Source organism: Leclercia sp. GHBNCSD (assembly GCF_055805075.1).
Map to the genome: position 1 here is coordinate 1,928,923 of NZ_JBQVYO010000001.1, position 24,869 is coordinate 1,953,791.

General features: G+C 56.4%; 24 protein-coding genes, 1 pseudogene and 1 other annotated feature. Of the genes and pseudogenes, 11 read left to right on the forward strand and 14 right to left on the reverse strand.

The genetic code is table 11. The features are described 5' to 3' along the window. Positions 1-122: 122 nt before the first annotated feature. Genes ACT3IC_RS09370 through ACT3IC_RS09380 form a run of 3 tightly spaced genes read left to right on the forward strand, consistent with a single transcriptional unit; the run spans position 123 to position 3,294 of the window. Positions 123-1,448 carry a PTS sugar transporter subunit IIC gene (locus ACT3IC_RS09370; RefSeq protein WP_103181006.1) on the forward strand — a complete coding sequence of 442 codons (1,326 nt, stop codon included), beginning with the start codon at positions 123-125 and terminating at the stop codon, positions 1,446-1,448. Positions 1,449-1,476: 28 nt separating this feature from the next. Then, positions 1,477-1,800, forward strand: a complete 324-nt coding sequence (locus tag ACT3IC_RS09375; RefSeq protein WP_103177643.1) for a PTS sugar transporter subunit IIB — start codon at positions 1,477-1,479, stop codon at positions 1,798-1,800. A gap of 9 nt (positions 1,801-1,809) precedes the next feature. Continuing rightward, positions 1,810-3,294 (forward strand): sulfatase, encoded by a 1,485-nt coding sequence (locus ACT3IC_RS09380; RefSeq protein WP_473477254.1) that lies wholly within the window; start codon positions 1,810-1,812, stop codon positions 3,292-3,294. Here the strand turns inward: ACT3IC_RS09380 and ACT3IC_RS09385 are convergent. The 3 genes from ACT3IC_RS09385 to ibpA all read right to left on the reverse strand — a co-directional run bounded on the left by ACT3IC_RS09385 (position 3,291) and on the right by ibpA (position 6,117). Continuing rightward, the gene (locus ACT3IC_RS09385; RefSeq protein WP_156653644.1) at positions 3,291-4,952 is read right to left on the reverse strand and encodes a putative transporter; all 1,662 of its coding nucleotides are present in this window, start codon (positions 4,950-4,952) and stop codon (positions 3,291-3,293) included. The two genes, ACT3IC_RS09380 and ACT3IC_RS09385, sit on opposite strands and share 4 nt — an antisense overlap. Positions 4,953-5,140: 188 nt before the next feature. Continuing rightward, the gene (ibpB, locus tag ACT3IC_RS09390) at positions 5,141-5,569 is read right to left on the reverse strand and encodes a small heat shock chaperone IbpB (RefSeq protein ID WP_103177640.1); all 429 of its coding nucleotides are present in this window, start codon (positions 5,567-5,569) and stop codon (positions 5,141-5,143) included. A 137-nt stretch (positions 5,570-5,706) separates the two neighbouring features. After that, positions 5,707-6,117, reverse strand: a complete 411-nt coding sequence (gene ibpA / locus ACT3IC_RS09395) for a small heat shock chaperone IbpA (protein WP_032615564.1) — start codon at positions 6,115-6,117, stop codon at positions 5,707-5,709. Then, positions 6,111-6,184, reverse strand: a sequence feature (ROSE (Repression Of Heat Shock gene Expression) occurs in the 5'-region of heat shock genes and acts as an RNA thermometer to modulate expression.). It overlaps the preceding gene by 7 nt. Positions 6,185-6,428: 244 nt before the next feature. Here ibpA and ACT3IC_RS09400 point away from each other — a divergent pair. Continuing rightward, a complete protein-coding gene (locus ACT3IC_RS09400; RefSeq protein ID WP_103177639.1) occupies positions 6,429-6,761 on the forward strand; it encodes a YceK/YidQ family lipoprotein in 333 nt (110 codons plus the stop codon). Here ACT3IC_RS09400 and ACT3IC_RS09405 read toward each other — a convergent pair whose 3' ends face one another. The 11 genes from ACT3IC_RS09405 to dnaA all read right to left on the reverse strand — a co-directional run bounded on the left by ACT3IC_RS09405 (position 6,762) and on the right by dnaA (position 20,051). Then, a complete protein-coding gene (locus ACT3IC_RS09405; protein WP_473477259.1) occupies positions 6,762-7,988 on the reverse strand; it encodes a DUF3748 domain-containing protein in 1,227 nt (408 codons plus the stop codon). A 51-nt stretch (positions 7,989-8,039) separates the two neighbouring features. Next, positions 8,040-9,377 (reverse strand): MFS transporter, encoded by a 1,338-nt coding sequence (locus ACT3IC_RS09410; RefSeq protein WP_159340380.1) that lies wholly within the window; start codon positions 9,375-9,377, stop codon positions 8,040-8,042. Between the two features lie 85 nt (positions 9,378-9,462). Beyond that, complete coding sequence (dgoD, locus tag ACT3IC_RS09415) at positions 9,463-10,611, reverse strand: galactonate dehydratase (protein ID WP_103177637.1); 1,149 nt, start codon at positions 10,609-10,611, stop codon at positions 9,463-9,465. Continuing rightward, positions 10,608-11,225 (reverse strand): 2-dehydro-3-deoxy-6-phosphogalactonate aldolase, encoded by a 618-nt coding sequence (locus ACT3IC_RS09420; RefSeq protein WP_159340381.1) that lies wholly within the window; start codon positions 11,223-11,225, stop codon positions 10,608-10,610. Before ACT3IC_RS09420 ends, dgoD begins: the two co-directional genes overlap by 4 nt. Then, a complete protein-coding gene (locus ACT3IC_RS09425) occupies positions 11,209-12,087 on the reverse strand; it encodes a 2-dehydro-3-deoxygalactonokinase (protein ID WP_103177635.1) in 879 nt (292 codons plus the stop codon). Before ACT3IC_RS09425 ends, ACT3IC_RS09420 begins: the two co-directional genes overlap by 17 nt. Further along, positions 12,084-12,773 (reverse strand): D-galactonate utilization transcriptional regulator DgoR, encoded by a 690-nt coding sequence (gene dgoR / locus ACT3IC_RS09430; protein WP_103177634.1) that lies wholly within the window; start codon positions 12,771-12,773, stop codon positions 12,084-12,086. The genes ACT3IC_RS09425 and dgoR overlap by 4 nt, the downstream gene beginning before the upstream one ends. Before the next feature lie 250 nt (positions 12,774-13,023). Continuing rightward, the gene (gene yidA, locus ACT3IC_RS09435) at positions 13,024-13,836 is read right to left on the reverse strand and encodes a sugar-phosphatase (protein ID WP_156653641.1); all 813 of its coding nucleotides are present in this window, start codon (positions 13,834-13,836) and stop codon (positions 13,024-13,026) included. Positions 13,837-14,029: 193 nt separating this feature from the next. After that, entirely contained in the window at positions 14,030-16,441 is a 2,412-nt protein-coding gene (gyrB, locus tag ACT3IC_RS09440; protein WP_103177632.1) for a DNA topoisomerase (ATP-hydrolyzing) subunit B, read from the reverse strand. 28 nt (positions 16,442-16,469) lie between these two features. Continuing rightward, positions 16,470-17,543, reverse strand: a complete 1,074-nt coding sequence (gene recF, locus ACT3IC_RS09445) for a DNA replication/repair protein RecF (RefSeq protein ID WP_159340382.1) — start codon at positions 17,541-17,543, stop codon at positions 16,470-16,472. Beyond that, complete coding sequence (gene dnaN / locus ACT3IC_RS09450) at positions 17,543-18,646, reverse strand: DNA polymerase III subunit beta (RefSeq protein ID WP_103177630.1); 1,104 nt, start codon at positions 18,644-18,646, stop codon at positions 17,543-17,545. The genes recF and dnaN overlap by 1 nt, the downstream gene beginning before the upstream one ends. 4 nt (positions 18,647-18,650) lie before the next feature. Then, positions 18,651-20,051 (reverse strand): chromosomal replication initiator protein DnaA, encoded by a 1,401-nt coding sequence (dnaA, locus tag ACT3IC_RS09455; protein ID WP_103177629.1) that lies wholly within the window; start codon positions 20,049-20,051, stop codon positions 18,651-18,653. A 322-nt stretch (positions 20,052-20,373) separates the two neighbouring features. Here dnaA and ACT3IC_RS09460 point away from each other — a divergent pair. The 7 genes and pseudogenes from ACT3IC_RS09460 to tnaC form a co-directional block, all read left to right on the forward strand. Further along, a pseudogene (locus tag ACT3IC_RS09460) lies at positions 20,374-20,424 on the forward strand (hypothetical protein); the annotation flags it as partial. A 230-nt stretch (positions 20,425-20,654) separates the two neighbouring features. Beyond that, positions 20,655-20,795: a 50S ribosomal protein L34 gene (gene rpmH, locus ACT3IC_RS09465; protein WP_003849659.1), complete on the forward strand. Its 141-nt coding sequence runs from the start codon at positions 20,655-20,657 to the stop codon at positions 20,793-20,795. Positions 20,796-20,811: 16 nt separating this feature from the next. Then, positions 20,812-21,171 (forward strand): ribonuclease P protein component, encoded by a 360-nt coding sequence (rnpA, locus tag ACT3IC_RS09470; protein WP_014072458.1) that lies wholly within the window; start codon positions 20,812-20,814, stop codon positions 21,169-21,171. Further along, positions 21,135-21,392 carry a membrane protein insertion efficiency factor YidD gene (gene yidD / locus ACT3IC_RS09475; RefSeq protein ID WP_072036746.1) on the forward strand — a complete coding sequence of 86 codons (258 nt, stop codon included), beginning with the start codon at positions 21,135-21,137 and terminating at the stop codon, positions 21,390-21,392. Before rnpA ends, yidD begins: the two co-directional genes overlap by 37 nt. A 2-nt stretch (positions 21,393-21,394) precedes the next feature. Further along, positions 21,395-23,038 carry a membrane protein insertase YidC gene (yidC, locus tag ACT3IC_RS09480; protein ID WP_103177628.1) on the forward strand — a complete coding sequence of 548 codons (1,644 nt, stop codon included), beginning with the start codon at positions 21,395-21,397 and terminating at the stop codon, positions 23,036-23,038. Between the two features lie 74 nt (positions 23,039-23,112). Then, a complete protein-coding gene (gene mnmE, locus ACT3IC_RS09485; protein ID WP_103177627.1) occupies positions 23,113-24,477 on the forward strand; it encodes a tRNA uridine-5-carboxymethylaminomethyl(34) synthesis GTPase MnmE in 1,365 nt (454 codons plus the stop codon). A gap of 198 nt (positions 24,478-24,675) precedes the next feature. Next, positions 24,676-24,750 carry a tryptophanase leader peptide gene (tnaC, locus tag ACT3IC_RS09490; RefSeq protein WP_103181005.1) on the forward strand — a complete coding sequence of 25 codons (75 nt, stop codon included), beginning with the start codon at positions 24,676-24,678 and terminating at the stop codon, positions 24,748-24,750. Positions 24,751-24,869 lie beyond the last annotated feature (119 nt).

Sequence of the window (24,869 nt, forward strand, 5' to 3'; positions counted from 1 at the left end):
GTGCATTTGCTGCCAAAAATGTTTGCCTTTATCACCACTAGTCGTTCCGTTATTAAATAAGAAGCAACAAAAAAGTGGATTTTATTAATCTGGAAGCGAATATCACGGAGGTTGACTGCATTATGTTTTCAGACTTCATTTCAGTAATACAATCTTTTTTAACTGAACCCGCTATTTTAATTGGGTTGCTGGTAGGGCTGGGTTATGCCCTCGACAGGAAATCGCCGATCAAAATTATTACCGGTATGGTTAGCGCCATGGTGGGATTAATGATGGTGCTCTTTGGCGGATTTCAGTTCTCAGCCACATTTAAACCCGTTGCCGATGCGGTCAGTAAATCTTATGGCATTCATGGCTATTTAATGGATTCCTATGCCATGAAAGCAGCAACCCAGATTGCACTCGGCGATAATTTCGGTTTTGTAGGTTATGTGTTTGTGCTGGCCTTTTTTACCAACCTGGTGCTGGTCTTACTTGGCCGCTACACAAAGGTGAAAGGCATTTTCCTCACCGGCAATACCGGGGTGTCTCACTCTCAGGCAGTGCTGTGGTTGATCGTCTTCTGGCTGGGCTTTGGCTGGGTACCGTCGATTATTATCGCCGGGATTTTAACCGGCGTATTCTGGGCGTTTGCGACTACCCTGATAGCCAAACCGGTAGCGAAAATCACCAATAATGCCGGCTTTACCATTGCCCATAACCAGATGCTGGGGATCTGGTTTTTCTCGAAATTCGCCCACCTCTTTGGCGACGCCGAGAAGCAGGATGCCGAGAATATGAAGCTACCCGGCTGGCTGGCGATTTTTAACCATAACGTTACCTCCATCGCCATTGTCATGACCGTGTTCGTCGGCGGGTTCCTGTTGACGACCGGCATCGATAACGTTCAGGTCATGGCAAAAGGTAAGCCCTGGTATATCTACATTATTAATCTCGGCCTGCAGTTCTCCATGTATATGGTGATCCTGCTCCAGGGCGTTCGTATGATGGTCGGGGAAATTAACGCCTCGTTTAAAGGCTGGCAGGATCGTTTAATTCCCGACGCGATTCCCGCTGTCGATGTTGCAGCATTACTTCCCTTCTCCCCGAATGCCGCCACCCTTGGTTTTATTTTCTGTACCTTCGGCACGATTTTTTCGATGGGGATCCTGCTGCTTACCCATAGTCCGATTATGGTATTGCCCGGTTTTGTGCCGCTATTTTTTGCGGGCGGCCCGATCGGCGTATTAGCCAACCGGCTGGGCGGTTACCGCGCCGTTATTATTTGTACTTTCCTGCTGGGAATTATTCAAACCTTCGGCACCGTATGGGCAATTCCCTTAACTGGCCTCGCTGCGGAAGGGGTGGGCTGGACCGGTATTTTCGACTGGGCGACCTTATGGCCAGCGATTTGCGAAGTACTTAAGTTTATTGCCTTAACGTTCCATCTTGGGCCTTATGCGGGCTAACTCATCTCATTGTGAAAAGGATATCGTTATGAAAGACAAAATTAATATTCTGTTTGTTTGCGGCTACGGTGTCGGCAGCAGCGTGATGTTGCAGACGGTGGTAAAAAAAGCGTTAGCTAAATATGACATTGATTTCGCCATGGAGCACACCGCCGCCGGCGAAGTCGGTGGGTTCACCGAATGGGCCGATATCTATGCCATTTCGAAAAAACTGATTGATGTGGTAAGCCTCGATCCGCGGCACGGGCAGTATCTGATCCCCATCGAAAATATTATGGACGGAGAGACCATCGGGAAGCAGATCTACGCCGTGGTTGAAGAGCATTTCCCGCATCTGGTAAAGGCCCGTTAAGGAGCGACGATGAAAGCGATCATTCTGCTCTTCGACAGCCTGAATAAGCACTATCTGCCGCCTTACGGGGATATGATCACCCAGGCGCCAAATTTCCAGCGTCTGGCGGCCCGCTGCGCCACCTTCAACAACAGCTATGTTGGCAGTATGCCCTGCATGCCCGCACGTCGCGAGTTACATACTGGCCGGTATAATTTTTTGCACCGGGAATGGGGGCCGCTGGAGCCGTTCGACGACTCCATGCCGGAGCTACTGAAAAAAGCGGGCATCTATACCCACCTGATCAGCGACCACCTGCACTACTGGGAGGATGGCGGCGGCAACTACCATAACCGCTACAGCTCATGGGAAATTATCCGTGGCCAGGAGGGGGATCACTGGAAGGCCAGCGTCGCCGACCCGGCCATCCCGGAGGTGCTGCGCGTGCCCCAGAAACAAACCGGGGGCGGGGTCTCCGGGCTCTGGCGACACGACTGGGTCAACCGCGACTACATTCAGCAGGAGGCGGACTTCCCGCAAACCCAGGTCTTTAACGCCGGATGCGAGTTCATCGACAAGAACCATCACCAGGATAGCTGGCTATTGCAGGTGGAAACCTTCGACCCCCACGAGCCGTTTTATACCACCGAGGCGTACCTCTCGTTATACCTGGATGCCTGGAACGGCCCGCACTACGACTGGCCCCGCGGTAAAGTGGAAGAGAGCCCGGAGGCGGTAGAGCATATTCGCTGCCGCTATCGCGCCCTGGTCTCCATGTGCGATCGCAACCTGGGGCGCATTCTGGACCTGATGGACCGCCACGATCTGTGGCGCGATACGATGCTCATCGTCGGCACCGATCACGGCTTTTTGCTCGGGGAGCATGGCTGGTGGGCGAAAAACCAGATGCCCTATTACAACGAAGTGGCGAATAACCCGCTATTTATCTGGGATCCGCGCAGCGGTCATCAGGGGGTGCAGCGAGATGCGCTGGTGCAGATGATTGACTGGGCGCCGACGCTGCTGGAGTTCTTCAACCAGCCCATTCCACCTGACGTTCAGGGCCGTCCGTTAGCCCGCATTCTTGAAGATGATACCCCGGTGCGTGACGCTGCGCTGTTTGGGGTCTTCAGCGGCCATGTCAACGTCACGGACGGGCGCTATGTCTATATGCGCGCCGCACTGCCTGGCCGTGAGAATGACATCGCCAACTACACCCTGATGCCCATCAAGATGAATACCCGCTTTACCCCGGATGAGCTGGAGGCGATCGCGCTGGCGCCCCCCTTCCGCTTTACCAAAGGGGTCAAAACGCTGCGTATTCCGGCTCAGGAAAAATACCCCGGGGTGAACCGCGTCGGTAATCTACTGTTCGATTTACACACCGACCCGCACCAGCAGTGCCCGATAGAAGATAAAGCCATCGAAGCGCGGATGATTGCCCTGCTGGTGCGTCTGCTACATGAGAGCGACGCCCCGGCAGAGCAGTTCGCCAGGCTGGGGTTAGAGGTTTAACCTATCCCCCAGAACAGCACCGCCAGTAGCTGCGGTGTGATAATGCGCATAAACATCACCAGCGGATAGACCGTGGCGTAGGAGAGCGCCGCCGCCCCGCTGGTGGCGTGCAGGTTGTTGGCAAAGGCCAGCGCCGGGGGATCGGTCATCGAACCGGCCAGCATGCCGCAGAGGGTGAGGTAGTTCATCTTCGCCAGAAGCCTCGCCAGAATGCCCATCGTGATCAGCGGGACGGCGGTAATGAGGATGCCGTAACCAATCCAGCTGACGCCGTCACCGCGGGCGAGCGTCTCGACGAAATCCCCGCCAGATTTCAGCCCCACCACCGCCAGAAACAGCACGATCCCCAGCTCACGCAGGGCAAGGTTGGCGCTCGGAGGCATAAACCAGTAGAGCTTACCGACACAGCCGATACGACCGAGGATCAGTGCCATAATCAACGGCCCGCCTGCCAGCCCCAGCTTGAGCGCCACCGGGAACCCCGGTACATAGAGGGGGATAGAGCCGAGCAGGACGCCGAGTCCGATACCGATAAACACCGGTAGCATCTGCACCTGCTGCAGTTTTTGTTGTGCGTTGCCTACCATATTGGCGACGGCGTCAATGGAGGCCGGGCGCCCGACGAGGTTAAGGATGTCGCCAAACTGCAGGCTGGCGTCCGGGCTGGCCACCAGCTCGATCCCGGCGCGGTTCAGGCGAGAGATCACCACGTCGTAGCGCTCTTTTACCTGCAGTTCGCGGATTTTCTTGCCTAATACCTTCTCGTTGGTCACCACCACGCGCTCGACGCGCATATCGGTGCCGCGGGTAGAAAGAGAGGTATCGACCTCCTGGCCAATCACCAGTTGGGCGTTATGCAGGTCCGCCGGTTGCCCCACCAGATGCAGCAGGTCGCCTATCTGGATCACCGTGCCGGGCAGCGGCACCATCAGGGTCTGCTCGCGCTTCAGGCGGGAGCAGATAATATTGGCGCTGTTAAGGATCGGCACATCCTGAATCGGCAGGTTGTTGAGGTTGGGGTTGTCGACGCGGATGTTGATGGTTTTAATCAGCGCCTGTCCGTTCGTAAGGGTAGATTCATGCTCCCGGGCTTCCTGTTCAACGTTAACGCGAAACAGGATACGCATCAGCCACATGGTGAGCAGGATGCCGCAGATGCCGAACGGGTAGGCCATGGCGTAGCTCATCCCCATCTGATCGACGATGTCGGGGGCGATGCCCAGATCGCGCAGGATTTGCTGCCCGGCACCCAGCGCGGGAGTATTGGTTACCGCCCCGGAGAAAATGCCCAACACCACCGGCAGCGGAATGGCGAAGAGTTTATGCAGCAGGGCGGTGACTAGCCCCCCCATCACCACAATCCCCATCGCAAAAAGATTAAGCCGCAGGCCAGAGACGCGCAGCGAGGCGAAAAAGCCGGGCCCGACCTGGATGCCGATAGTGTAAACGAAGAGGATCAGGCCAAATTCCTGAATGAAGTGCAGCATTTCCGCGCTGAGCGTAATGCCAAGCTGGTCGGCAAAATGGCCGACAAAAATCCCGCCAAAGAGCACGCCGCCAATGCCGAACCCGACGCCGCGGATTTTGACATTGCCTATCCACAGCCCGACCACCGCAACCAACGCCAGAATACTGACCGTTAACGCTATATCACTCATGACAGCATCCCTGTGAATAACAATATAATTAGCAGGGATTTTCGCAGAGCGCAGGCGGGTTGTATGGGCGATGGCGCACAAAAAAGCCCCGCCGGGGCGGGGCTTTGATTTTGCCCGGCGACGCTTCGCTTGCGCGAGCCTGCGGGTCTTGTAGGTCGGGTGAGCGTAGCGCCCCCCGACACAGTCTATTAACTGTTCAACGCCGGACGTTCACTGATGGCGATCCGCTGCGGAGCAATCGCTTCCGGCACGTTGCGGGTGATGTCGATATGCAGCAGCCCGTTGGTGAAGGTGGCGCCCGTCACCTCCATATGTTCAGCCAGGGTAAAGCTCAGGCTGAACGGCTGGGTCACCAGCCCCTGGTGCAGCCATTTGGTTTCGGTTGCTGGTTTTTCCGGGGTGCCTTTTACCGTCAGGCGTGTGCCTTCCAGCTGAATATCGAGGTTCTGCTGGCTGAAGCCGGCCACTGCGAGCGTAATGCGATAGTGGTTATCGTCGCTCTTTTCGATGTTATACGGCGGGAAGGTCTGGCTTTCGGTGGTGCTTTGCAGCGCGGAGGCCAGTTTGTCAAAACCGATCCACTGACGCAGCAGCGGGGATAAATCGTAATTACGCATACTAAATCTCCTTCTGAGAAGCGAGTTCGGTACAATTTATTTTTGTACACATTTGTTCCTGCAAATCCTTATGGATTCACATATGCTCCCGATATCGGCAAGCATTTATATTTGGGCCGCGAAAGCGACCCGGACAATTAATTAATTTCGATACGGCGCGGTTTTTTCGCTTCCGGGATAACACGTTCCAGATCGATATAGAGCAGACCGTTAACCAGGTTCGCGCCATGAACGTGGATGTTCTCAGCTAACTGGAATTTACGTTCAAAGTTACGTTCCGCGATGCCCTGATAGAGGTAGGTACGTTCTTTCTGCTCGCCCGCATGAGCGCCTTTCACCACCAGCAGGTTATCCTGAGCGGTGATCTCCAGTTCGCTTTCAGCGAAACCGGCCACGGCAATCGCAATGCGATAATGGTTTTCGTCAACCAGTTCAACATTGTATGGAGGGTAGCCATTGCTCTGGCTTTGGTTGTTTTCTAAATGGTTGAACAGACGATCGAAGCCAATGGCTGAACGATAAAGCGGAGAAAGATCAAAGTTACGCATACAGTTAAAACTCCTGAAATCAGCAAGAATTGTCGCCTTCCACCATGGACAGGCAGGAGTATCCCAAACGCCCCTCAGGCACGTTTGTTCATCGATACATCCTTAAAATGGGTCCGTTTGCGATCTTTTCAAGCATGCCGTTGCGAGAATTTTTTGCACTTTACGGGTACTGGAATAGACTGGGTCTACAGCACGTAAGGTTAAAATGCGATAGGTGCCACAGAGCGGTACTTTTCAACTATTCATTTTGAGAATGGCCCGTTATAAACCCGGTAGCAGGTTTATGCCGTGCCATTGATGATGACTAACTGATGATGAAAAATGTTCTGATAAAACTGACGACGTTCAGCGCAGTGGTTGTGCTTTGCGGGTGTTCGAGCGTGATGTCTCACACCGGCGGTAAAGAAGGAACCTATCCCGGCACGCGAGCCAGCGCGACTATGCTGGCTGACGACGATACCCACTGGGGAACGAAATCGCTGGTGGTGCTCGATATGCCATTTACCGCGGTGGTCGATACCCTGCTGCTGCCGTGGGACCTCTTCCGCACCGATAAATCCGTTCGCTCCCGCGTGGAGCAAAGCGAGCAAGAGACCCTGGCGACCAACGCCGTGATCCCGCCCGCCGGGATGCCCTCTCGCTGATTAGCGTCCGGTCTCTGTCACCCACAGCTGCCGGAATCCGTCGATCTCCTCCATCCAGGCAATGGTGTGCCCATCCGGAGAGTAAATCACCGCATCACCCGACGGCGGATTGCCGTGATCGGACGTCAAAAATGTCACAGCACCAGACGCCGCATCACAGGTTGCAATGCGATCCTCCAGCACAAATCCCAGTGAATGGCCCGCCGGATGCCAGTTAAAGGCCGACTGAATATCGCTTGGGTTATGGGTAAGCTGACGGGGTTCACCCCCTTCAGGGGCGATCAGCCACAGCTGCACCACGCCGTTATCATCCCGCATCAGGAACGCGATTTGCGTCGCCTGGGGGTTGCTGCGCACCCAGTGGCGCGGCACGTTCACCAGCCCCGGATAGCGGTTGCCGTGAGTAAAGGTTAAACGGCGCTGCATGACCCCGGCAGGCGGGGCGGGCATGCGATCTGCCGTGCCCTGAAGCGGTAGATCGCCCGCCTGTTTCCAGCCCTGTTCCTCTTTCGGCAGGTCAACGATAAACAGCTCCGGCACCTTCTTGCCGCTGGCGGTAAGGGTATCGCCGATAAAAGCCAGTTGATGATTACCGACCCAGCCCTCTTCGTAGGCACGGTTGATCTCATCGCTGCCCGGCTGTGGCGCGGGGGTGGTACGGCTGACCAGCACGCTCCAGTGCGTACCGGCATACTCCCGCGGATGGTGGCCCGCAGGGGTCACCGGGCCATAAGGCGCGGCCACGCCCACGTTACGTAAATCCAGCGTCGGATCGAGCATGTGCAACACATGGTCGTTATAGGTAAAGCTGACGAACTGCCCGTCCGGGTTATACACATGAACATGACTGCCACCGCGCAGCGCGCCGGAGGTGAAAGGCGGGGTGATATCCATCGCATCAAGATTGCTCACCTGCCCGCGCTCTGCAACCACCCCCTGACGGTGATGGAAGTCGTACTGCCAGTGGGCGTCGGGATGTTGCGGGCCGTGGATAAAAACGTATTTATCAGCCGTCGGATGGACGGTGACAACCCCCACATGCGCGCCGTTACTGGCGCGATAGATCACTTCGACGTCACCGGTTTTAACATTCACTCTTTCAATGGTTTCGCCGGTAAACGACGCCCCGGAAGGCCGGACGTCAAAAGCCAGCCACTGGCTGTCTGCGGTCCAGGTACGGGTATTGGTGAGCTGATGGTTGCGGGAAGCGAAAGTGATTTGTTTCATGAGGATACCCTGATGCGCGGATGTCGCATCAGGGTATAGCATTGCAGGAGATTAGCCTACCCGTTTAACATCGCCCACCAGCAGGATGTAGGAGAGCGCGCCAATCAGGGCCACCGCGGAGATATAGACCAGTGCCGGGCCAAAACCGTAGTCCTGCGCCAGGTAGCCAATCACCAGTGGAACGGTGATCCCGCCCAGGCCGCCAACGAAGTTAAACACCCCGCCGGTCAGACCAATCAGACGCATCGGGGCCAGCGACGACACCAGCGACCAGGTGATGGAGGCAAAGCCATTCCCAAAGAAGGCCACCGCCATCAGGGTCATAATCCATACCGGATCGTTGGTGTAGTTTGCGCCCATGATGCAGGTGGAGATCAGCAGCCCGCAGATGATCGGCGTTTTACGCGCCACGCCGAGGGAGAACCCTTTTTTCACCAGCTTATCCGCCAGCCAGCCGGAGAGCAGCACGCCAAAGAAGGCCGCCAGGAACGGCACGGTGGTCATAAAGCCCGCCTTCAGCGCGGTGATGCCTTTCTCCTGGGTCAGGTAGTTCGGGAACCAGGTCAGGAAGAACCACAGCGTGGAGGTCACCGCAAACTGGCCAAGGTAAACGCCCACCAGCTTACGGTGGAAGACCAGCTTCCAGTCAGCTTTGGTCAGCGGCTGGCGCGCCTCTTTTTTCACTGGCGCATCGCCATCCACCAGACCGCCGCCATCGCGAATATAATCCAGCTCGGCTTTGCTGATGCTTTTGGTCAGGCGCGGCGGCTGATAGACCTTAATCCAGATAAACGACCAGATGATGCCGATCCCGCCGGTGACGATGAACACCCAGTGCCAACTCAGCAGCTCCTGGATCCAGATCAGCAGCGGGGTCAGGAACGCCAGACCAACAAACTGCCCGGAGGTATAGAACCCGACGGCAGAGGCGCGCTCATGTTCAGGGAACCAGCTGGTGACCATGCGGTTATTGGTCGGGAATGCTGGCGCTTCGAAAATACCGGTGATCGCGCGCAGGCCAATCAGCGACATTAAGCCAGTAGCAAAACCCTGGAACAGGGTCGCCACGGACCAGCCGAAAATAGCGATAAAGTAGGTCAGGCGCGAGCCGATGCGGTCGAGGAACCAACCGCCCGGGATCTGGCATAGCGTATAGAGCCAGGCAAACGCCGAGAAGACGTAGCCCATCTCCGCTTTGGTAATGCCGAACTCCTCCTGAATATGGGCCGAAGCCACGGCAAGGTTGGCGCGGTCGACATAACAGATGACCACGGTAATAAAGATCATCATCAGCGTCAGGTAGCGGCGACGCCCGGTTTTGGTAGCTGTAACTGGAATATCCATCGCAATCTGTCTCCAGATTTTGGGCATAGCGAGGCCGCTCACCATGCCCTGTAATTTACAGAGGGTTATATTTTTGTCTGTGAGATTGTTGCCCGGTGGCGCTGCGCTTACCGGGCCTACGGCGTGGTGATCACCATTCCGCTACGCTGCCGTCCTCGTGACGCCATAACGGATTACGCCAGTCCGGCGCATTTTTACTCAGCTCAATGACTTTGGCTTCGTCGATCTCCACGCCAAGGCCCGGCTTCGTTAACGGTTTGAAGAAACCGCCTTCCATGCTGAAGTCTTCTTTATTCTTCACAAAGTCGAGCAGTTCCGCGCCCTTGTTATAGTGAATGCCCATACTCTGCTCCTGGAATACCGCGTTGCGCGAGACAAAGTCCACGTGCAGACAGGCTGCCAGCGCAATCGGGCCCAGCGGGCAGTGCGGTGCCAGGGCCACGTCATAGGCTTCTGCCATCCCGGCAATTTTGTAGCATTCGGTGATGCCGCCCGCGTGGGAGAGGTCCGGTTGCAGGATCGCAATCCCGCCCGCTTCCAGCACGCGTTTAAACTCGAAGCGCGAGAACATGCGTTCGCCCGCCGCGATCGGAATGTGCGTCTGCTCCGCCAGTTTCGGGTAGTACTCGGCCTGCTCGGCCAGCACCGGCTCCTCGATAAACAGCGGACGGTACGGCTCCAGTTCTTTGATCAGCAGTTTCGCCATCGGCGCGCTGACGCGACCGTGGAAATCGAGACCAAACTCAATCTCGTTGCCGAAGGCTTCACGGATTTGCGCCACGGTATTTACCGCGCGATCCACCGCCCGCGAGTTATCAATCACGCCCATCTCTTCGCAGCCGTTAAGTTTGAAGGTGTCGAAACCGATGCTGCGCAGCTTGCTAATGCCGTCGATCACTTCCGCCGGACGGTCACCGCCCACCCAGCTGTAGGCTTTGATTTTGTCGCGTACCAGGCCCCCCATCAGCTGCCAGACCGGGGCGTTCAGCACTTTGCCTTTGATATCCCACAGCGCCTGGTCGATACCGGCGATGGCGCTCATCAGGATTGGGCCGCCGCGGTAGAAGCCCGCACGGTACATCACCTGCCACAGGTCGTTAATACGCGCCGGATCCTGACCAATCAGATATTCGCCGAGCTCATGCACCGCCGCTTCAACGGTGCGCGCACGGCCTTCAATCACCGGCTCGCCCCAGCCAACCACCCCTTCGTCGGTTTCGATTTTCAGGAACATCCAACGCGGCGGTAAACGGTAGGTGGTGAGTTTGGTTATTTTCATTGCATTGCCTCTCGATACGCTTTTACAAATGCTGCCGCCTGCTGTGCGGTACGCTCAATGGACTGCCCGGCGCGATAGAGATCGCTACCCAGACCGGCCCCTACACAGCCCGCGTTCATCCACTGGGCCAGGTTTTCGGGCGTGACGCCGCCCACGGCAAAGACCGGTACGCTGGCGGGCAACACCGCTTTCAGCGCTTTGATGTAATCCGGGCCAAAGGCCGACGACGGGAAGATTTTGAGCGACTGTGCGCCCGCATCGAGAGCGGTAAAGGCTTCTGTCGCCGTGGCGCATCCGGGACAAACCGTCATGCCGTAGCCCACAGCGCGGCGGATCACCTCAGGGTTGATATTGGGCGTCACAATGAGCTTACAGCCCATCTTCGCCAGGCTGTCCACCTGCTCCGGCTGTAATACGGTCCCCGCGCCGATCAGCGCTTTGTCACCAAACGCATCCACGACCGCCGGAATGCTTTTTTCCCATTCCGGGGAGTTGAGCGGGATTTCCACCGCGTCGAACCCGGCGTCGATCACCGCACCAACGTGGGCAATGGCCTCGTCAGGGGTGATGCCGCGCAGAATCGCGATAAGGGGAAGATTAGTTTGCCACTGCATGAGCGATGCTCCTTATTCCTGCCTGAAATGCCGTGTCGCCCTCCACCGCCGCCACGTCACGCCCGATGGCGTGGAACGCCTGGCGGTAACGAGCGGTCAGCGATGAACCCGCGACGAGGGTGATGGACTGCTGCCCAGCGAACTGTTCGCTCAGGGTGGCGACTTCTGCGCCAATCAGCAGGCCCGATAAAAATTCGCTCACATGCTCGCGGGGAAGGGTTCCCAGCACGTGCGAGGCGCGAACCTCAAAAAGCTGCGGCAAAACGGCGGGGGAAGCGATCCCACGCTCAAGCCCGGCGGCAAATGCTTCCGGCGAGGCTGTCTGCTCCGGCAGCCCCGCCCCCACCAGCGAATGCTTCAGCAGTAAATGGTGTAATTCACCGGTCATCACGGTGCGAAAATCAGCGATCTGCTCAGCATCGGCTTGCACCCATTTGCAGTGCGTACCGGGCATGACATAGACAGAAGAAGGAGAGAGCGTGCGCGCGCCGAGGAGTTGGGTTTCTTCACCGCGCATCACATTGTGATTATCGTCGCAGGAGACGCATAGCCCCGGAATTATCCAGATATTGTCGCCAACAGACGTTAACTGTTCGCCAATAGCGGAGAAACAGGCAGGAACCGGCAGATATGGTGCAACCTTCCAACCCACGTTGCTGCCAACCATGCCTGCCATTACCACCGGCGTGGCGCCGTCGCGCCAGTTTTGTGTCACCTCTGCTAACACCGCTTCAGGAGATTTACCGTTCAGGCGCGTGACGCCTGCTTCTGATTGCCTGCTCTCCAGGCACTGCTCGCCCTGGTAGAGCCAGGCGCGCAGATTGGTCGATCCCCAGTCAATTGCGATGTAGCGAGATGTCATGTGATTTCCTTCAGCCTTCGTGTCGAGCTGGCGATCATGGTGAGCGCCGCCTGCTCTGCCGCATCGCTGTCCTGATGGCGTATCGCATCGAACAGCGCTTTATGTTCCTGGAGCGTCTTCGGCATGTTGGCCTCATCACCCATCCAGGTTCGTTCAAAAACTGCTCGCTGTAACGAGCTGATCGCCACGCTAAGCTGCTGTAGCACCGGGTTATGCACCGACTGCAACACCGCCTCGTGGTAGCGAATATCCGCCTCGTTAAAGGCGTCCCGATCCTGGTTATTGGCGATCATATCGTTCAGGGCCGCCTCAATTTGCGCGAGGTCGCCAGAGGTTGCGCGTTCCGCCGCCCAGCGGGCTATTGCCGGCTCCACCAGGTTTCGCACCTCGCTCATCGCGCCAATCAGCCGTGGGTCGTAGTCGTTTTCCAGCACCCACTGCAAAACCTCGGTATCGAGGTAGTTCCACTGGTTACGCGGGGCAACAAAGGCGCCGCGATAACGCTTCATTTCAATCAGCCGCTTCGCCATCAGCGAACGGAACACTTCCCGGATGATGTTGCGTGAGGTTTCAAACTCCTCACACAGCTCTGCCTCGGCGGGCAGCGGTGACCCAGGAACGTACTTGCCACCCACGATTTGAGTGCCCAGCGTGATGACGATGCGATCGGTTTTATTGAGAGTCATGGAGAGTCCTTGTGCTCTGTAGGTCCGCCCCTACTTTACCGCGACCGCTGAATTTCGCCTCAATTTTGCAGTACAAACGTGATGCCATTCGTCATTGCTGTGGTCGTAATGTAGTACAATCACATTGTGTTGTACTACAATCCAGATCACAAAAAGAGCAATCAGTGAAAGGAATGTTAAAGAAAGGTTCTTGAGGGGATAAAAAAACCCGCAACGAGTGCGGGTTCGGGAGCGCGTATTTTGCCAGGCTTTAATTCAGCACAAACTTCTCAATCGCGTAGGCCACGCCATCTTCGAGGTTAGATTTAGTGACGAAGTTAGCCACCTCTTTCACCGACGGGATCGCGTTCTCCATCGCCACGCCTAAGCCAGCATATTCCAGCATCGCTATGTCGTTTTCCTGATCGCCGAGCGTCATGATCTCTTCCGGCTTGATCCCCAGCGTTTCGGCCAGCGACTTCACGCCGGTGCCTTTATTGACGCGTTTATCGAGGATTTCGAGGAAGTACGGCGCACTTTTCAGCACGGTGTACTTCTCTTTTACCTCATCCGGAATGCGGGCGATGGCCTGGTCGAGAATGGCGGGCTCATCGATCATCATAACCTTCAGGAACTGGGTTTCGGGATCCATTTTTTCCGCTTCGCAGAACACCAGCGGGATGGTGGCGACGTAGGATTCATGTACCGTGTAGTAGCTGATGTCGCGGTTCGCGGTGTACAGCGTGGTGCGGTCGAGGGCGTGGAAGTGCGAGCCTACCTCGCGGGAGAGTTGTTCCAGATAGCGATAGTCTTCATAGCTCAGCGCCGTCTGCGCCACCGTGCTGCCATCGGCCGCTTTCTGCACCAGCGCACCGTTGTAGGTAATGCAGTAATCTCCTGGCTCGTTCATGTGCAGCTCTTTCAGGTAGTTATGCACCCCCGCATATGGGCGACCGGTGCAAAGCACCACGTTCACGCCCTTCTCCCGGGCTGCGGCAATCGCATTTTTAACGGCAGGAGAGATGGTGTGGTCTGGCAGCAGCAGCGTGCCGTCCATATCGATTGCAATGAGTTTGATAGCCATGAGATCCCCGGTTGGAATGAGTCTTTCCTCATGCTAGCGCGATTCCGCTCAAAAAACACGGTAAGAAAGGGGATGGGGTCTGGAGAGGAAATTCCTCTTTTGCATCTAAAGAAAAGCCCGGTGACGCTGACGCGTACCGGGCCTACGAAACCTGTAGCCCCGGTAAGCGCAGCGCCACCGGGGAACAAACGGCTTAGATGTCAATATTCGCCGCTTTCAGGGCGTTCTCTTCGATGAAGGCGCGACGGGGTTCAACCGCATCGCCCATCAGGGTAGTGAACAGCTGGTCGGCAGCAATCGCGTCCTTAACGGTAACCCGCAGCATGCGGCGGCTTTCCGGATCCATGGTCGTTTCCCACAGCTGATCCGGGTTCATTTCGCCCAGACCTTTATAGCGCTGAATGGAGAGGCCACGACGGGACTCTTTCACCAGCCACTCCAGCGCCTGCTCGAAGCTGGCAACCGGCTGACGGCGTTCGCCACGTTCGATGAACGCATCGTCTTCAATCAGGCCACGCAGCTTCTCGCCGAGGGTGCAGATACGACGGTATTCCGCGCCGGTCACGAACTCATGCTCCAGCGGATAGTCAGTATCCACGCCGTGGGTACGCACGCGGATCACCGGCTCGAACTGCTGGGCGGCGTTCTGCTGAATATCGAACTTCCACTGGCTGCCGTGCTGCTCGTTCTCGTTCAGCTCGCTGACCAGGGTATTTACCCAGCGGGTCACCGCCTGCTCGTTATCGAGATCGGCTTCGTTCAGGGTCGGCTGGTAAACCAGCGCCTTCAGCAGCGCTTTTGGATAACGGCGCTCCATGCGGCCAATCATCTTCTGGGTGGCGTTGTACTCGGAGACCAGACGCTCCAGCGGCTCGCCCGCCAGCGCCGGGGCGCTTGAGTTGGCGTGCAGGGTGGCGCCATCAAGAGCAATAGCGATCTGGTACTGATCCATCGCCTCGTCATCTTTGATGTACTGCTCCTGCTTGCCTTTTTTCACCTTGTAGAGCGGCGGCTGGGCAATGTAGACGTGGCCACGCTCAACGATCTCCGGCATCTGACGGTAGAAGAAGGTCAGCAGCAGGGTACGAATGTGCGAGCCGTCGACGTCCGCATCGGTCATGATGATGATGCTGTGATAGCGCAGCTTGTCCGGGTTGTACTCGTCGCGGCCAATACCGCAGCCCAGGGCGGTGATCAGGGTTGCTACTTCCTGAGAGGAGAGCATCTTGTCGAAGCGCGCTTTCTCAACGTTGAGGATTTTACCCTTCAGCGGCAGGATCGCCTGGTTCTTACGGTTACGGCCCTGCTTCGCAGAACCGCCCGCAGAGTCCCCTTCCACGAGGTACAGTTCGGACAGCGCCGGGTCGCGTTCCTGGCAGTCCGCCAGTTTGCCCGGCAGGCCTGCTAAGTCCAGCGCGCCTTTACGACGGGTCATTTCACGGGCTTTACGCGCCGCTTCACGGGCACGCGCCGCATCGATAATTTTACCGACGACGATTTTGGCGTCGGACGGGTTTTCCTGCAGGTAGTCGCTCAGCAGCTCGTTCATCTGCTGTTCAACCGCCGATTTCACCTCAGAGGAGACCAGCTTGTCTTTGGTCTGGGAGGAGAACTTCGGATCCGGTACCTTCACGGAGACAACGGCGATCAGGCCTTCACGGGCATCGTCACCGGTGGCGCTGACTTTCGCTTTTTTGCTGTAGCCTTCTTTGTCCATGTAGGCGTTCAGGGTACGGGTCATCGCCGTACGGAAGCCGACCAGGTGCGTACCGCCGTCGCGCTGCGGAATGTTATTGGTGAAGCAGTAGATGTTTTCCTGGAAACCGTCGTTCCACTGCAGCGCCACTTCCACGCCGATACCATCTTTTTCGGTGGAGAAATAGAAGATATTTGGGTGAATTGGCGTTTTGTTCTTGTTCAGATACTCAACGAACGCCTTGATACCACCTTCGTAATGGAAGTGGTCTTCTTTGCCGTCGCGCTTGTCGCGCAGGCGAATCGAGACGCCGGAGTTCAGGAATGACAGCTCGCGCAGACGCTTCGCCAGGATGTCATATTCGAACTCGGTCACGTTGGAGAAGGTTTCGAGGCTCGGCCAGAAACGGACCGTGGTACCGGTTTTCTCCGTCTCGCCCGTTACCGCCAGCGGTGCCTGCGGCACGCCGTGGGTATAGACCTGACGGTGAATTTTACCTTCGCGGTTGATCACCAGCTCCAGCTTCTGCGACAGGGCGTTAACGACAGAGACGCCCACGCCGTGCAGACCGCCGGACACTTTATAGGAGTTATCATCGAACTTACCGCCCGCGTGCAGAACGGTCATGATCACTTCCGCCGCAGAGACGCCCTCTTCCGGGTGGATGCCGGTCGGAATGCCACGGCCATCATCCTGTACGGAAACAGAGTTATCGGCGTGGATGGTGACGATAATGTCTTTACAGTGACCCGCGAGCGCTTCGTCGATAGCGTTATCTACCACCTCGAATACCATGTGGTGCAGACCGGTGCCGTCATCCGTGTCGCCGATATACATACCCGGGCGCTTACGCACCGCATCCAGCCCTTTCAGGACTTTGATACTGGAGGAGTCATAAGAATTCGACATCAACGTTTCTCGCTCATTTATTCTTGGGTTAATCCGTTATTTTACCCTTTTCCACGTTAAACATCTTCGAATTTTCGTCCGACATGTCTATTACGTGTTCAGCGCTAATCGCACTGACGAAAACCTGGGACTGTGTGGCTTTTAAGCGGCTGGCAAGCAGCCCGCGCCGCGCGTCGTCAAGTTCCGAGGCAAAATCATCAATCAGATACAGACAGCGTCGCCCGCTCTCACGGGTTAGGTACTCGCCCTGCGCCAGGCGCAGGGCGCACATCAGAAGTTTAAGCTGCCCGCGTGATAAGGTGTCTTCCACCGGCGCGCCATCGGCACGAATGCGGAAATCCGCCTTGTGCGGGCCATGCGCGGTGTAGGTCAGCATGCGATCGCGCTCGAAGCTTCGCTCCAGCACCTCGGCATAATCTGTCTCTTTCTCCCAGCCGCGCTGGAAGGAGAAGCTCAGGGAGAACTCGGGTAAAAACTGCTGGCAGGTGTCCGCCATGTCTTCCGCGATCCCGGCGCTGTACTCCGCACGCCAGCGGCTAATCTGCTCCGCCAGCGGGATCAGCTCTTTATCCCACGCCCGCAGTTGGGCGTAGCGGGTCACCTGGCGCAGCGCGGCATTGCGCTGTTTCAGCAGCCGCTTGAGGTTGCTCCAGGCGTTAAAGAAACCGGCTTCGTTGTGAAAGCATCCCCAGTCGAGGAAGGCTCTTCTGTATTTGGGGCCGCCGTTGAGTAAAGTAAACCCCTCGGGGGTGATTAGCTGCATGGGCATCAGCAGCGCCAGCTCGGCCACTTTGTGCCCGTCGGTGCCGTCGATGCGTACCTTGCTGTCACCGTGCTTGTCTTTGGTCAGGCCGATGGCGGTCTCGTGCTCTTCGCCCCGTAAACGGCCATGAAGCACAAACGCGTCCTGCTCGTGGCGAATGACGCGGCCAATCTGCAAACTGCGAAACGCCCGGCCATGGCCGAGCGTATAGATGGCTTCCAGCACGCTGGTTTTGCCGCTGCCGTTGGCGCCAACCAGGAAGTTAAAGCCGGGGGATAAAGCAAGATCCGCGCTTTCGATATTGCGAAAGTCGCGGATCAACAGGCGGGTGAGCGACATTACAGTCTCATTGGCATGACAACATAAGCCGCACTCTGGCTGGCAGCATCTTCAATTTGTACGCTCGACACGGAGTCGGTCAGCAGAATACGCACGTTCTCGCACTTCAGCGCGTTCAGCACATCCAGCACGTAACTGACGTTAAAGCCGATTTCCATCTCGGTGCCTGCGGCATAGGTGACATCCAGAATCTCTTCGGCCTCTTCCTGTTCCGGGTTGTTGGCCGTGATCTTCAGCTGGTTTTCGCTCACATACAGACGCACGCCGCGGAACTTCTCGTTGGAGAGGATTGCCGCGCGGGCAAAGGCCTGCTTGAGGATATCGCAGCCCGCTTCCAGCGTTTTGTCCGGGTTCTTCGGCAATACGCGGCGATAATCCGGGAAGCGGCCATCTACCAGCTTGGAGGTAAAGATGAAGTCGCCCACGTGGGCGCGGATGTTGTTGCTGCCAATCTGCACGCGCAGCGGGGTTTCGCCGCCGTCGAGCATACGCATCAGCTCAATCACGCCTTTACGCGGTACGATCACCGAATGGTTCGGCAGCGTTACGCCAACCGGCATGGAGCAGACCGCCAGGCGGTGACCATCGGTGGCAACGGTACGCAGCTCTTCCCCTTCGGTTTCGAACAGCATGCCGTTTAAGTAGTAGCGAACGTCCTGATGCGCCATAGAGAACTGGGTAGCTTCAATCAGGCGTTTCATGGTGGCCTGTGGCAGGGTGAATTCGACTTCACTCTGCCAGTCGTCCAGGTTCGGGAAGTCAGCAGCAGGCAGCGTAGAGAGCGAAAAACGGCTGCGGCCAGAGCGCACCAGCATACGGTCGCCTTCCAGCTGCACGGCAATCTCTGCCCCTTCAGGCAGTCCGCGGCAGATATCAAAGAACTTACGCGCCGGAACGGTGGTTGCGCCCGCTTCGTGAGGCTGAGAAAGCGTCACACGTGCGACCATTTCCATCTCGAGATCGGTCCCGGTCAGCGACAGCGTGCCGTCTGCCACCTGCAGCAGCAGGTTACCAAGAATAGGCAGCGTCGGGCGGCCGCCTAATGGGCCACTCACCTGTTGCAGCGGTTTTAATAAATGTTCACGTTCAACGGTAAATTTCATAGCATCACGATGATAATGTTCTGATTAAATTGGAGAAGTCTTCTTTTATGTCGTGGCTTTCTTCACGCAGCTGCTCGATCTTACGGCAGGCGTGCAGCACGGTGGTATGGTCACGGCCACCAAACGCATCGCCGATCTCCGGCAGACTGTGGTTGGTTAATTCCTTTGCCAGCGCCATCGCCATCTGACGCGGTCTCGCCACCGAGCGGGAACGACGTTTAGACAGCAAATCTGCCACTTTAATTTTGTAGTACTCCGCCACCGTCTTCTGAATATTGTCGATGGTGACCAGTTTTTCCTGCAGCGCCAGCAGATCGCGCAGCGCCTCACGCACGAAATCGATGGTGATCGCCCGTCCGGTAAAGTTGGCGTTAGCAATAACGCGGTTCAGTGCGCCCTCAAGCTCACGAACGTTGGAACGCAGACGCTTGGCGATAAAGAACGCCACCTCACCCGGCAGACGAATGTCGTTCTCGTCGGCCTTTTTCATCAGGATCGCCACGCGGGTTTCCAGCTCCGGTGGCTCGATCGCCACGGTCAGGCCCCAGCCGAAGCGCGATTTCAGACGATCTTCCACACCGTTGATCTCTTTTGGATAGCGATCCGAGGTCAAAATGATCTGCTGATTGCCTTCCAGCAGCGCATTGAAGGTGTGGAAAAACTCTTCCTGGGATCGTTCTTTATTGGCAAAGAACTGGATGTCATCGATCAGCAGCGCATCAACGGAACGGTAATAGCGTTTAAACTCTTCGATCGCATTGTTTTGCAGGGCTTTTACCATATCCTGAACGAAGCGCTCGGAGTGCATATACACCACTTTGGCATTGGGCTTACGCGCCATGATGCCATTGCCTACCGCATGCAGCAGGTGCGTTTTACCCAGACCGGTACCGCCATAAAGGAATAGCGGGTTATAGGCGCCGCCCGGGTTATCCGCCACCTGGCGCGCCGCCGCGCGGGCCAGCTGGTTCGATTTACCTTCGACGAAGTTATCAAAGGTGTGTTTGACGTTAACGTTAGAGCGGTAGGTTGGCTCTGCCGGTGCCGGGACGTTATCCCAGCCCGCACGCGGCGCAGGCGCGACGCGCGGCATCTGAACCTGCGCGGTCTGCGCGGGCGCAGCGGCGACGTTAACGGTCTCTTTGAGGGTTTGGGTGACCGGTTTAGTGCCCACTTCAAAACGCAGCTGTGGGGCATCGGCACCGCAAAATTCGTTTAGCAGTCCGTTGATGTTATTGAGGTATTTGTCCCTGACCCAATCGAGCACAAAACGGTTTGGCGCATACAAAGCCAGCGTGTTATCGCTCAGTTCCGCCTGCAACGGGCGGATCCACATACTGAATTCTGTGGCTGGTAACTCATCCTGCAATCGGGCAAGACACTGCTGCCAAAGCGAAAGTGACACGGCGGACTCCACTCGAACAAAAAAGAAAGCTATTGAATAGTCATGATTGTAGACACACGTCGAAAGAACCCGGCGTTTAGGGGGACGTGCGAACCGCTGTCTGCGGTTTTTTTTACCTGCTCTGGATCCTGGGATCGCGATCAGGACCGCGGATCATAGCCTAAACTGAGCCAGAGATCTTCTGTTTCTCACAGTTTCTTCCCGATTTATCCACAGGAGGATCGAAACGGGGTAAGTGTAAACGATCCTGGCGAAGCGACCCCGCGATTTAGGCCGCATATTGGAAAAATTAATGAGTAGCGACAAATTTTTGCTTAAATGATCTAACGAAGATCCTGGACGATCCTTGCGATTTGCCCGGGAGCCCGTATAATTCCCCACCCGGCGCGTGGGACTCGATTTCCTGCGTCTGACGCTGCTCAATTTGCACGCTAAAAACGTGCGGAAAGACGCGGGAAATAAGGAAAGAGAATTGACTCCGGAGTGTACAATTATTACAATCCGGCCTCTTTAATCACCCATGGCTTCGGCGTCCATCGTTCGTTATTCGTTCGGACTCCACAAAAAGTCATTGAATTTATTCAAGTTTAGGTAGAAATCGCCATGAAACGCACTTTTCAACCGTCTGTACTGAAGCGCAACCGTTCTCACGGCTTCCGTGCTCGTATGGCTACTAAAAATGGTCGTCAGGTTCTGGCACGTCGTCGTGCTAAAGGCCGTTCACGTCTGACCGTTTCCAAGTAATTAAGCTAACCCCTGAGTGGTTAAGCTAGCATTTCCCAGGGAGTTACGTTTGTTAACTCCCACTCATTTCACTTTCGTCTTCCAGCAGCCACAACGGGCTGGCACGCCGCAAATCACCATTCTCGGCCGCCAAAATTCGCTGGGGCATCCCCGTATCGGTCTCACTGTCGCCAAGAAAAACGTTAAGCGTGCGCATGAACGCAATCGGATTAAACGTCTGACGCGTGAAAGCTTCCGTTTACGTCAACATGAACTGCCTTCTATGGATTTCGTGGTGGTGGCTAAAAAAGGGGTTGCCGACCTCGATAACCGTGCTCTCTCGGAAGCGTTGGAAAAATTATGGCGCCGCCACTGTCGCCTGGCTCACGGGTCCTGATCGGCCTTATCCGGGTCTATCAACGCCTGATTAGTCCGCTACTCGGGCCACACTGCCGTTTCAGACCGACCTGTTCGCAATACGGAATTGAGGCATTGCGCAGGTTTGGAGTGATAAAAGGCAGTTGGTTGACGGTGAAACGCGTATTAAAATGCCACCCTTTACACCCAGGTGGAGACGACCCCGTCCCTCCAGGACCTTTTGATACCAGAGAACACTAACGATGGATTCGCAACGCAATCTTCTTATCATCGCTTTGTTGTTCGTGTCTTTCATGATCTTCCAGGCTTGGGAGCAGGACAAAAATCCTCAACCTCAGCAGCAGGTCACGCAGACAACGACCACCGCAGCGGGTAGCGCCGCCGACCAGGGCGTACCGGCCAGTGGCCAGGGGAAACAGATTACGGTTAAGACCGATGTGCTTGAGCTGACTATCAACACCCGTGGTGGTGATATTGAGCAGGCGCTGCTGTTGACCTACCCGAAAGAGCTGAAGTCTTCCGAACCTTTCCAGCTGCTGGAAACCACGCCTGAGTTTATCTATCAGGCACAGAGCGGCCTGACCGGTCGTGATGGCCCGGATAACCCGGCTAACGGTGCGCGTCCGCTGTATAACGTAGACAGCGATACCTTTGTGCTGGCCGATGGTCAGAACGAAATCACCATTCCGCTGACCTACACCGACGCCGCGGGTAACACCTTCACCAAAACCTTCACCCTGAAACGCGGTGAGTTTGCGGTAAACGTGGGCTATAACGTACAGAACGCCGGAGCGAAGCCGCTGGAAGTGTCGACCTTTGGTCAGCTGAAGCAGTCCATCAATCTGCCGTCGCACCGCGACACCGGAAGCAGCAACTTCGCGCTGCACACCTTCCGCGGCGCAGCGTACTCTACGCCAGACGCGAAATACGAGAAATACAAGTTCGACACCATCGCCGATAACGAAAACCTGAACGTCAGCTCCAAAGGCGGCTGGGTTGCGATGCTGCAGCAGTATTTCGCTACCGCGTGGATCCCGAATAACGACGGTACCAACAACTTCTATACCGCGAACCTGGGTAACGGTGTTGCCGCTATCGGCTATAAGTCTCAGCCGGTTCTGGTTCAGCCGGGTCAAACCGGTACGCTGGCCAGCACCCTGTGGGTCGGCCCGGAAATCCAGGACAAAATGGCTGCCGTGGCGCCGCACCTGGACCTGACCGTAGACTACGGTTGGTTGTGGTTCATCTCTCAGCCGCTGTTCAAGCTGCTGAAGTGGATCCACAGCTTCCTGGGTAACTGGGGCTTCTCCATCATCGTTATCACCTTTATCGTTCGTGGCATCATGTACCCGCTGACCAAAGCGCAGTACACCTCCATGGCGAAGATGCGTATGCTACAGCCGAAGATTCAGGCGATGCGTGAGCGTCTGGGCGATGACAAGCAGCGTCAGAGCCAGGAGATGATGGCCCTGTACAAAGCCGAGAAAGTGAACCCGCTGGGTGGCTGCTTCCCGCTGCTGATCCAGATGCCTATCTTCCTTGCGCTCTACTACATGCTGATGGGCTCCGTTGAGCTGCGCCACGCGCCATTCGCGCTGTGGATCCATGACCTCTCCGCACAGGACCCGTACTACATCCTGCCGATCCTGATGGGCGTGACGATGTTCTTCATCCAGAAGATGTCGCCGACCACCGTGACCGACCCGATGCAGCAGAAGATCATGACCTTTATGCCGGTCATCTTCACCGTGTTCTTCCTGTGGTTCCCGTCAGGTCTGGTGCTGTACTATATCGTCAGCAACCTGGTAACCATCCTTCAGCAACAGCTGATCTACCGTGGTCTGGAAAAACGTGGCCTGCATAGCCGCGAAAAGAAAAGCTCCTGATCCCAAGTAGGCTGTAGCTAAAATAAAGGCGGTCATCAGACCGCCTTTTTTATTGCGTTAAGAAGAGACAAACCATGAGCCATAACGACACTATCGTCGCCCAGGCAACCCCACCGGGACGCGGTGGTGTGGGCATTCTGCGTATCTCCGGCCTGAAGGCGCGCGAGGTGGCAGAAGCGGTGCTGGGTAAACTGCCAAAGCCACGCTATGCCGATTATCTGCCCTTTAAAGATAGCGACGGAACGGCGCTGGATCAGGGCATCGCACTCTGGTTCCCGGGCCCGAACTCCTTTACCGGCGAAGATGTGCTCGAGCTGCAGGGCCACGGCGGGCCGGTGATCCTCGACCTGCTGCTGAAACGCATTCTGACCCTGCCGGGCGTACGCATCGCTAAACCGGGCGAGTTCTCCGAGCGGGCGTTTCTGAACGACAAGCTGGATCTGGCCCAGGCAGAAGCGATTGCCGACCTGATCGACGCCAGCTCTGAACAGGCCGCGCGCTCGGCGCTGAACTCGCTGCAGGGCGCCTTTTCCGCGCGCGTTAACCATCTGGTGGAAGCACTTACTCACCTGCGGATCTACGTGGAAGCAGCCATTGATTTCCCGGATGAGGAGATCGACTTCCTCTCCGATGGCAAAATCGAAGCCCAGCTTAACGCGGTGATGAACGATCTCGACGCGGTACGTGCCGAGGCGCGTCAGGGCAGCCTGCTGCGCGAAGGGATGAAGGTGGTGATTGCTGGTCGCCCTAATGCCGGGAAATCGAGCCTGCTGAATGCCCTGGCGGGGCGCGAAGCGGCAATTGTTACCGACATTGCTGGTACCACCCGCGACGTGCTGCGGGAACATATTCATATCGATGGTATGCCGCTGCATATCATCGACACCGCGGGCTTACGCGATGCCAGTGACGAAGTGGAGCGCATCGGTATCGAGCGCGCCTGGCAGGAGATCGAGCAGGCCGACCGGGTGCTGTTTATGGTCGACGGGACTACCACCGCCGCCGTTGACCCGGCCGAGATCTGGCCAGACTTTATCGCCCGCCTGCCGGCAAAACTGCCGATCACCGTGGTGCGTAACAAAGCGGACGTCACCGGCGAAACGCTGGGTATCAGCGATGTGAATGGTCACTCACTTATCCGTCTGTCGGCGCGCACCGGCGAGGGTGTGGATGAGCTGCGCAACCATCTGAAGCAGAGCATGGGCTTTGATACCAGCATGGAGGGCGGCTTCCTCGCCCGTCGTCGCCATCTGCAGGCACTGGAAGAGGCGGCACAGCATCTGGATCAGGGTAAAGCGCAGCTGCTCGGCGCCTGGGCCGGAGAGTTGCTGGCAGAAGAGCTGCGTCTGGCGCAGCAGGCGTTAAGCGAGATCACCGGGGAGTTTACCTCGGACGATCTGCTGGGTCGCATCTTCTCCAGCTTCTGCATCGGGAAATAAACCCGTTGCAGTTAACTGCAAAAAAGCCGCAATAGCATCGCTGTTATTGCGGCTTTTTCTTTTCTCATATTACCTGAATAAATACCAAATACGCCTGTTATATTCTCTGTGATTACAATCACAATTAATATCACCGCGCATAGACAAATATTCTCATTCGAATAGTGTAGTAGCGTGTCTAATGAGGATAAATCAATGATGATTATCTTAAATACATATATCACTTCTAAGTGGTTCAATATTGACAATAAAATTGTCAATCACCATCCTTAATCTCCCTTCGCTTCTCATTCTCTATGCAACCTGAATAGATTAACACTCTATTTATCCGGTATGCCTGAAATCATTGCGCCCATAAGGCTGCAATTGTGCCTCTGCACGTCTCTGTCGGT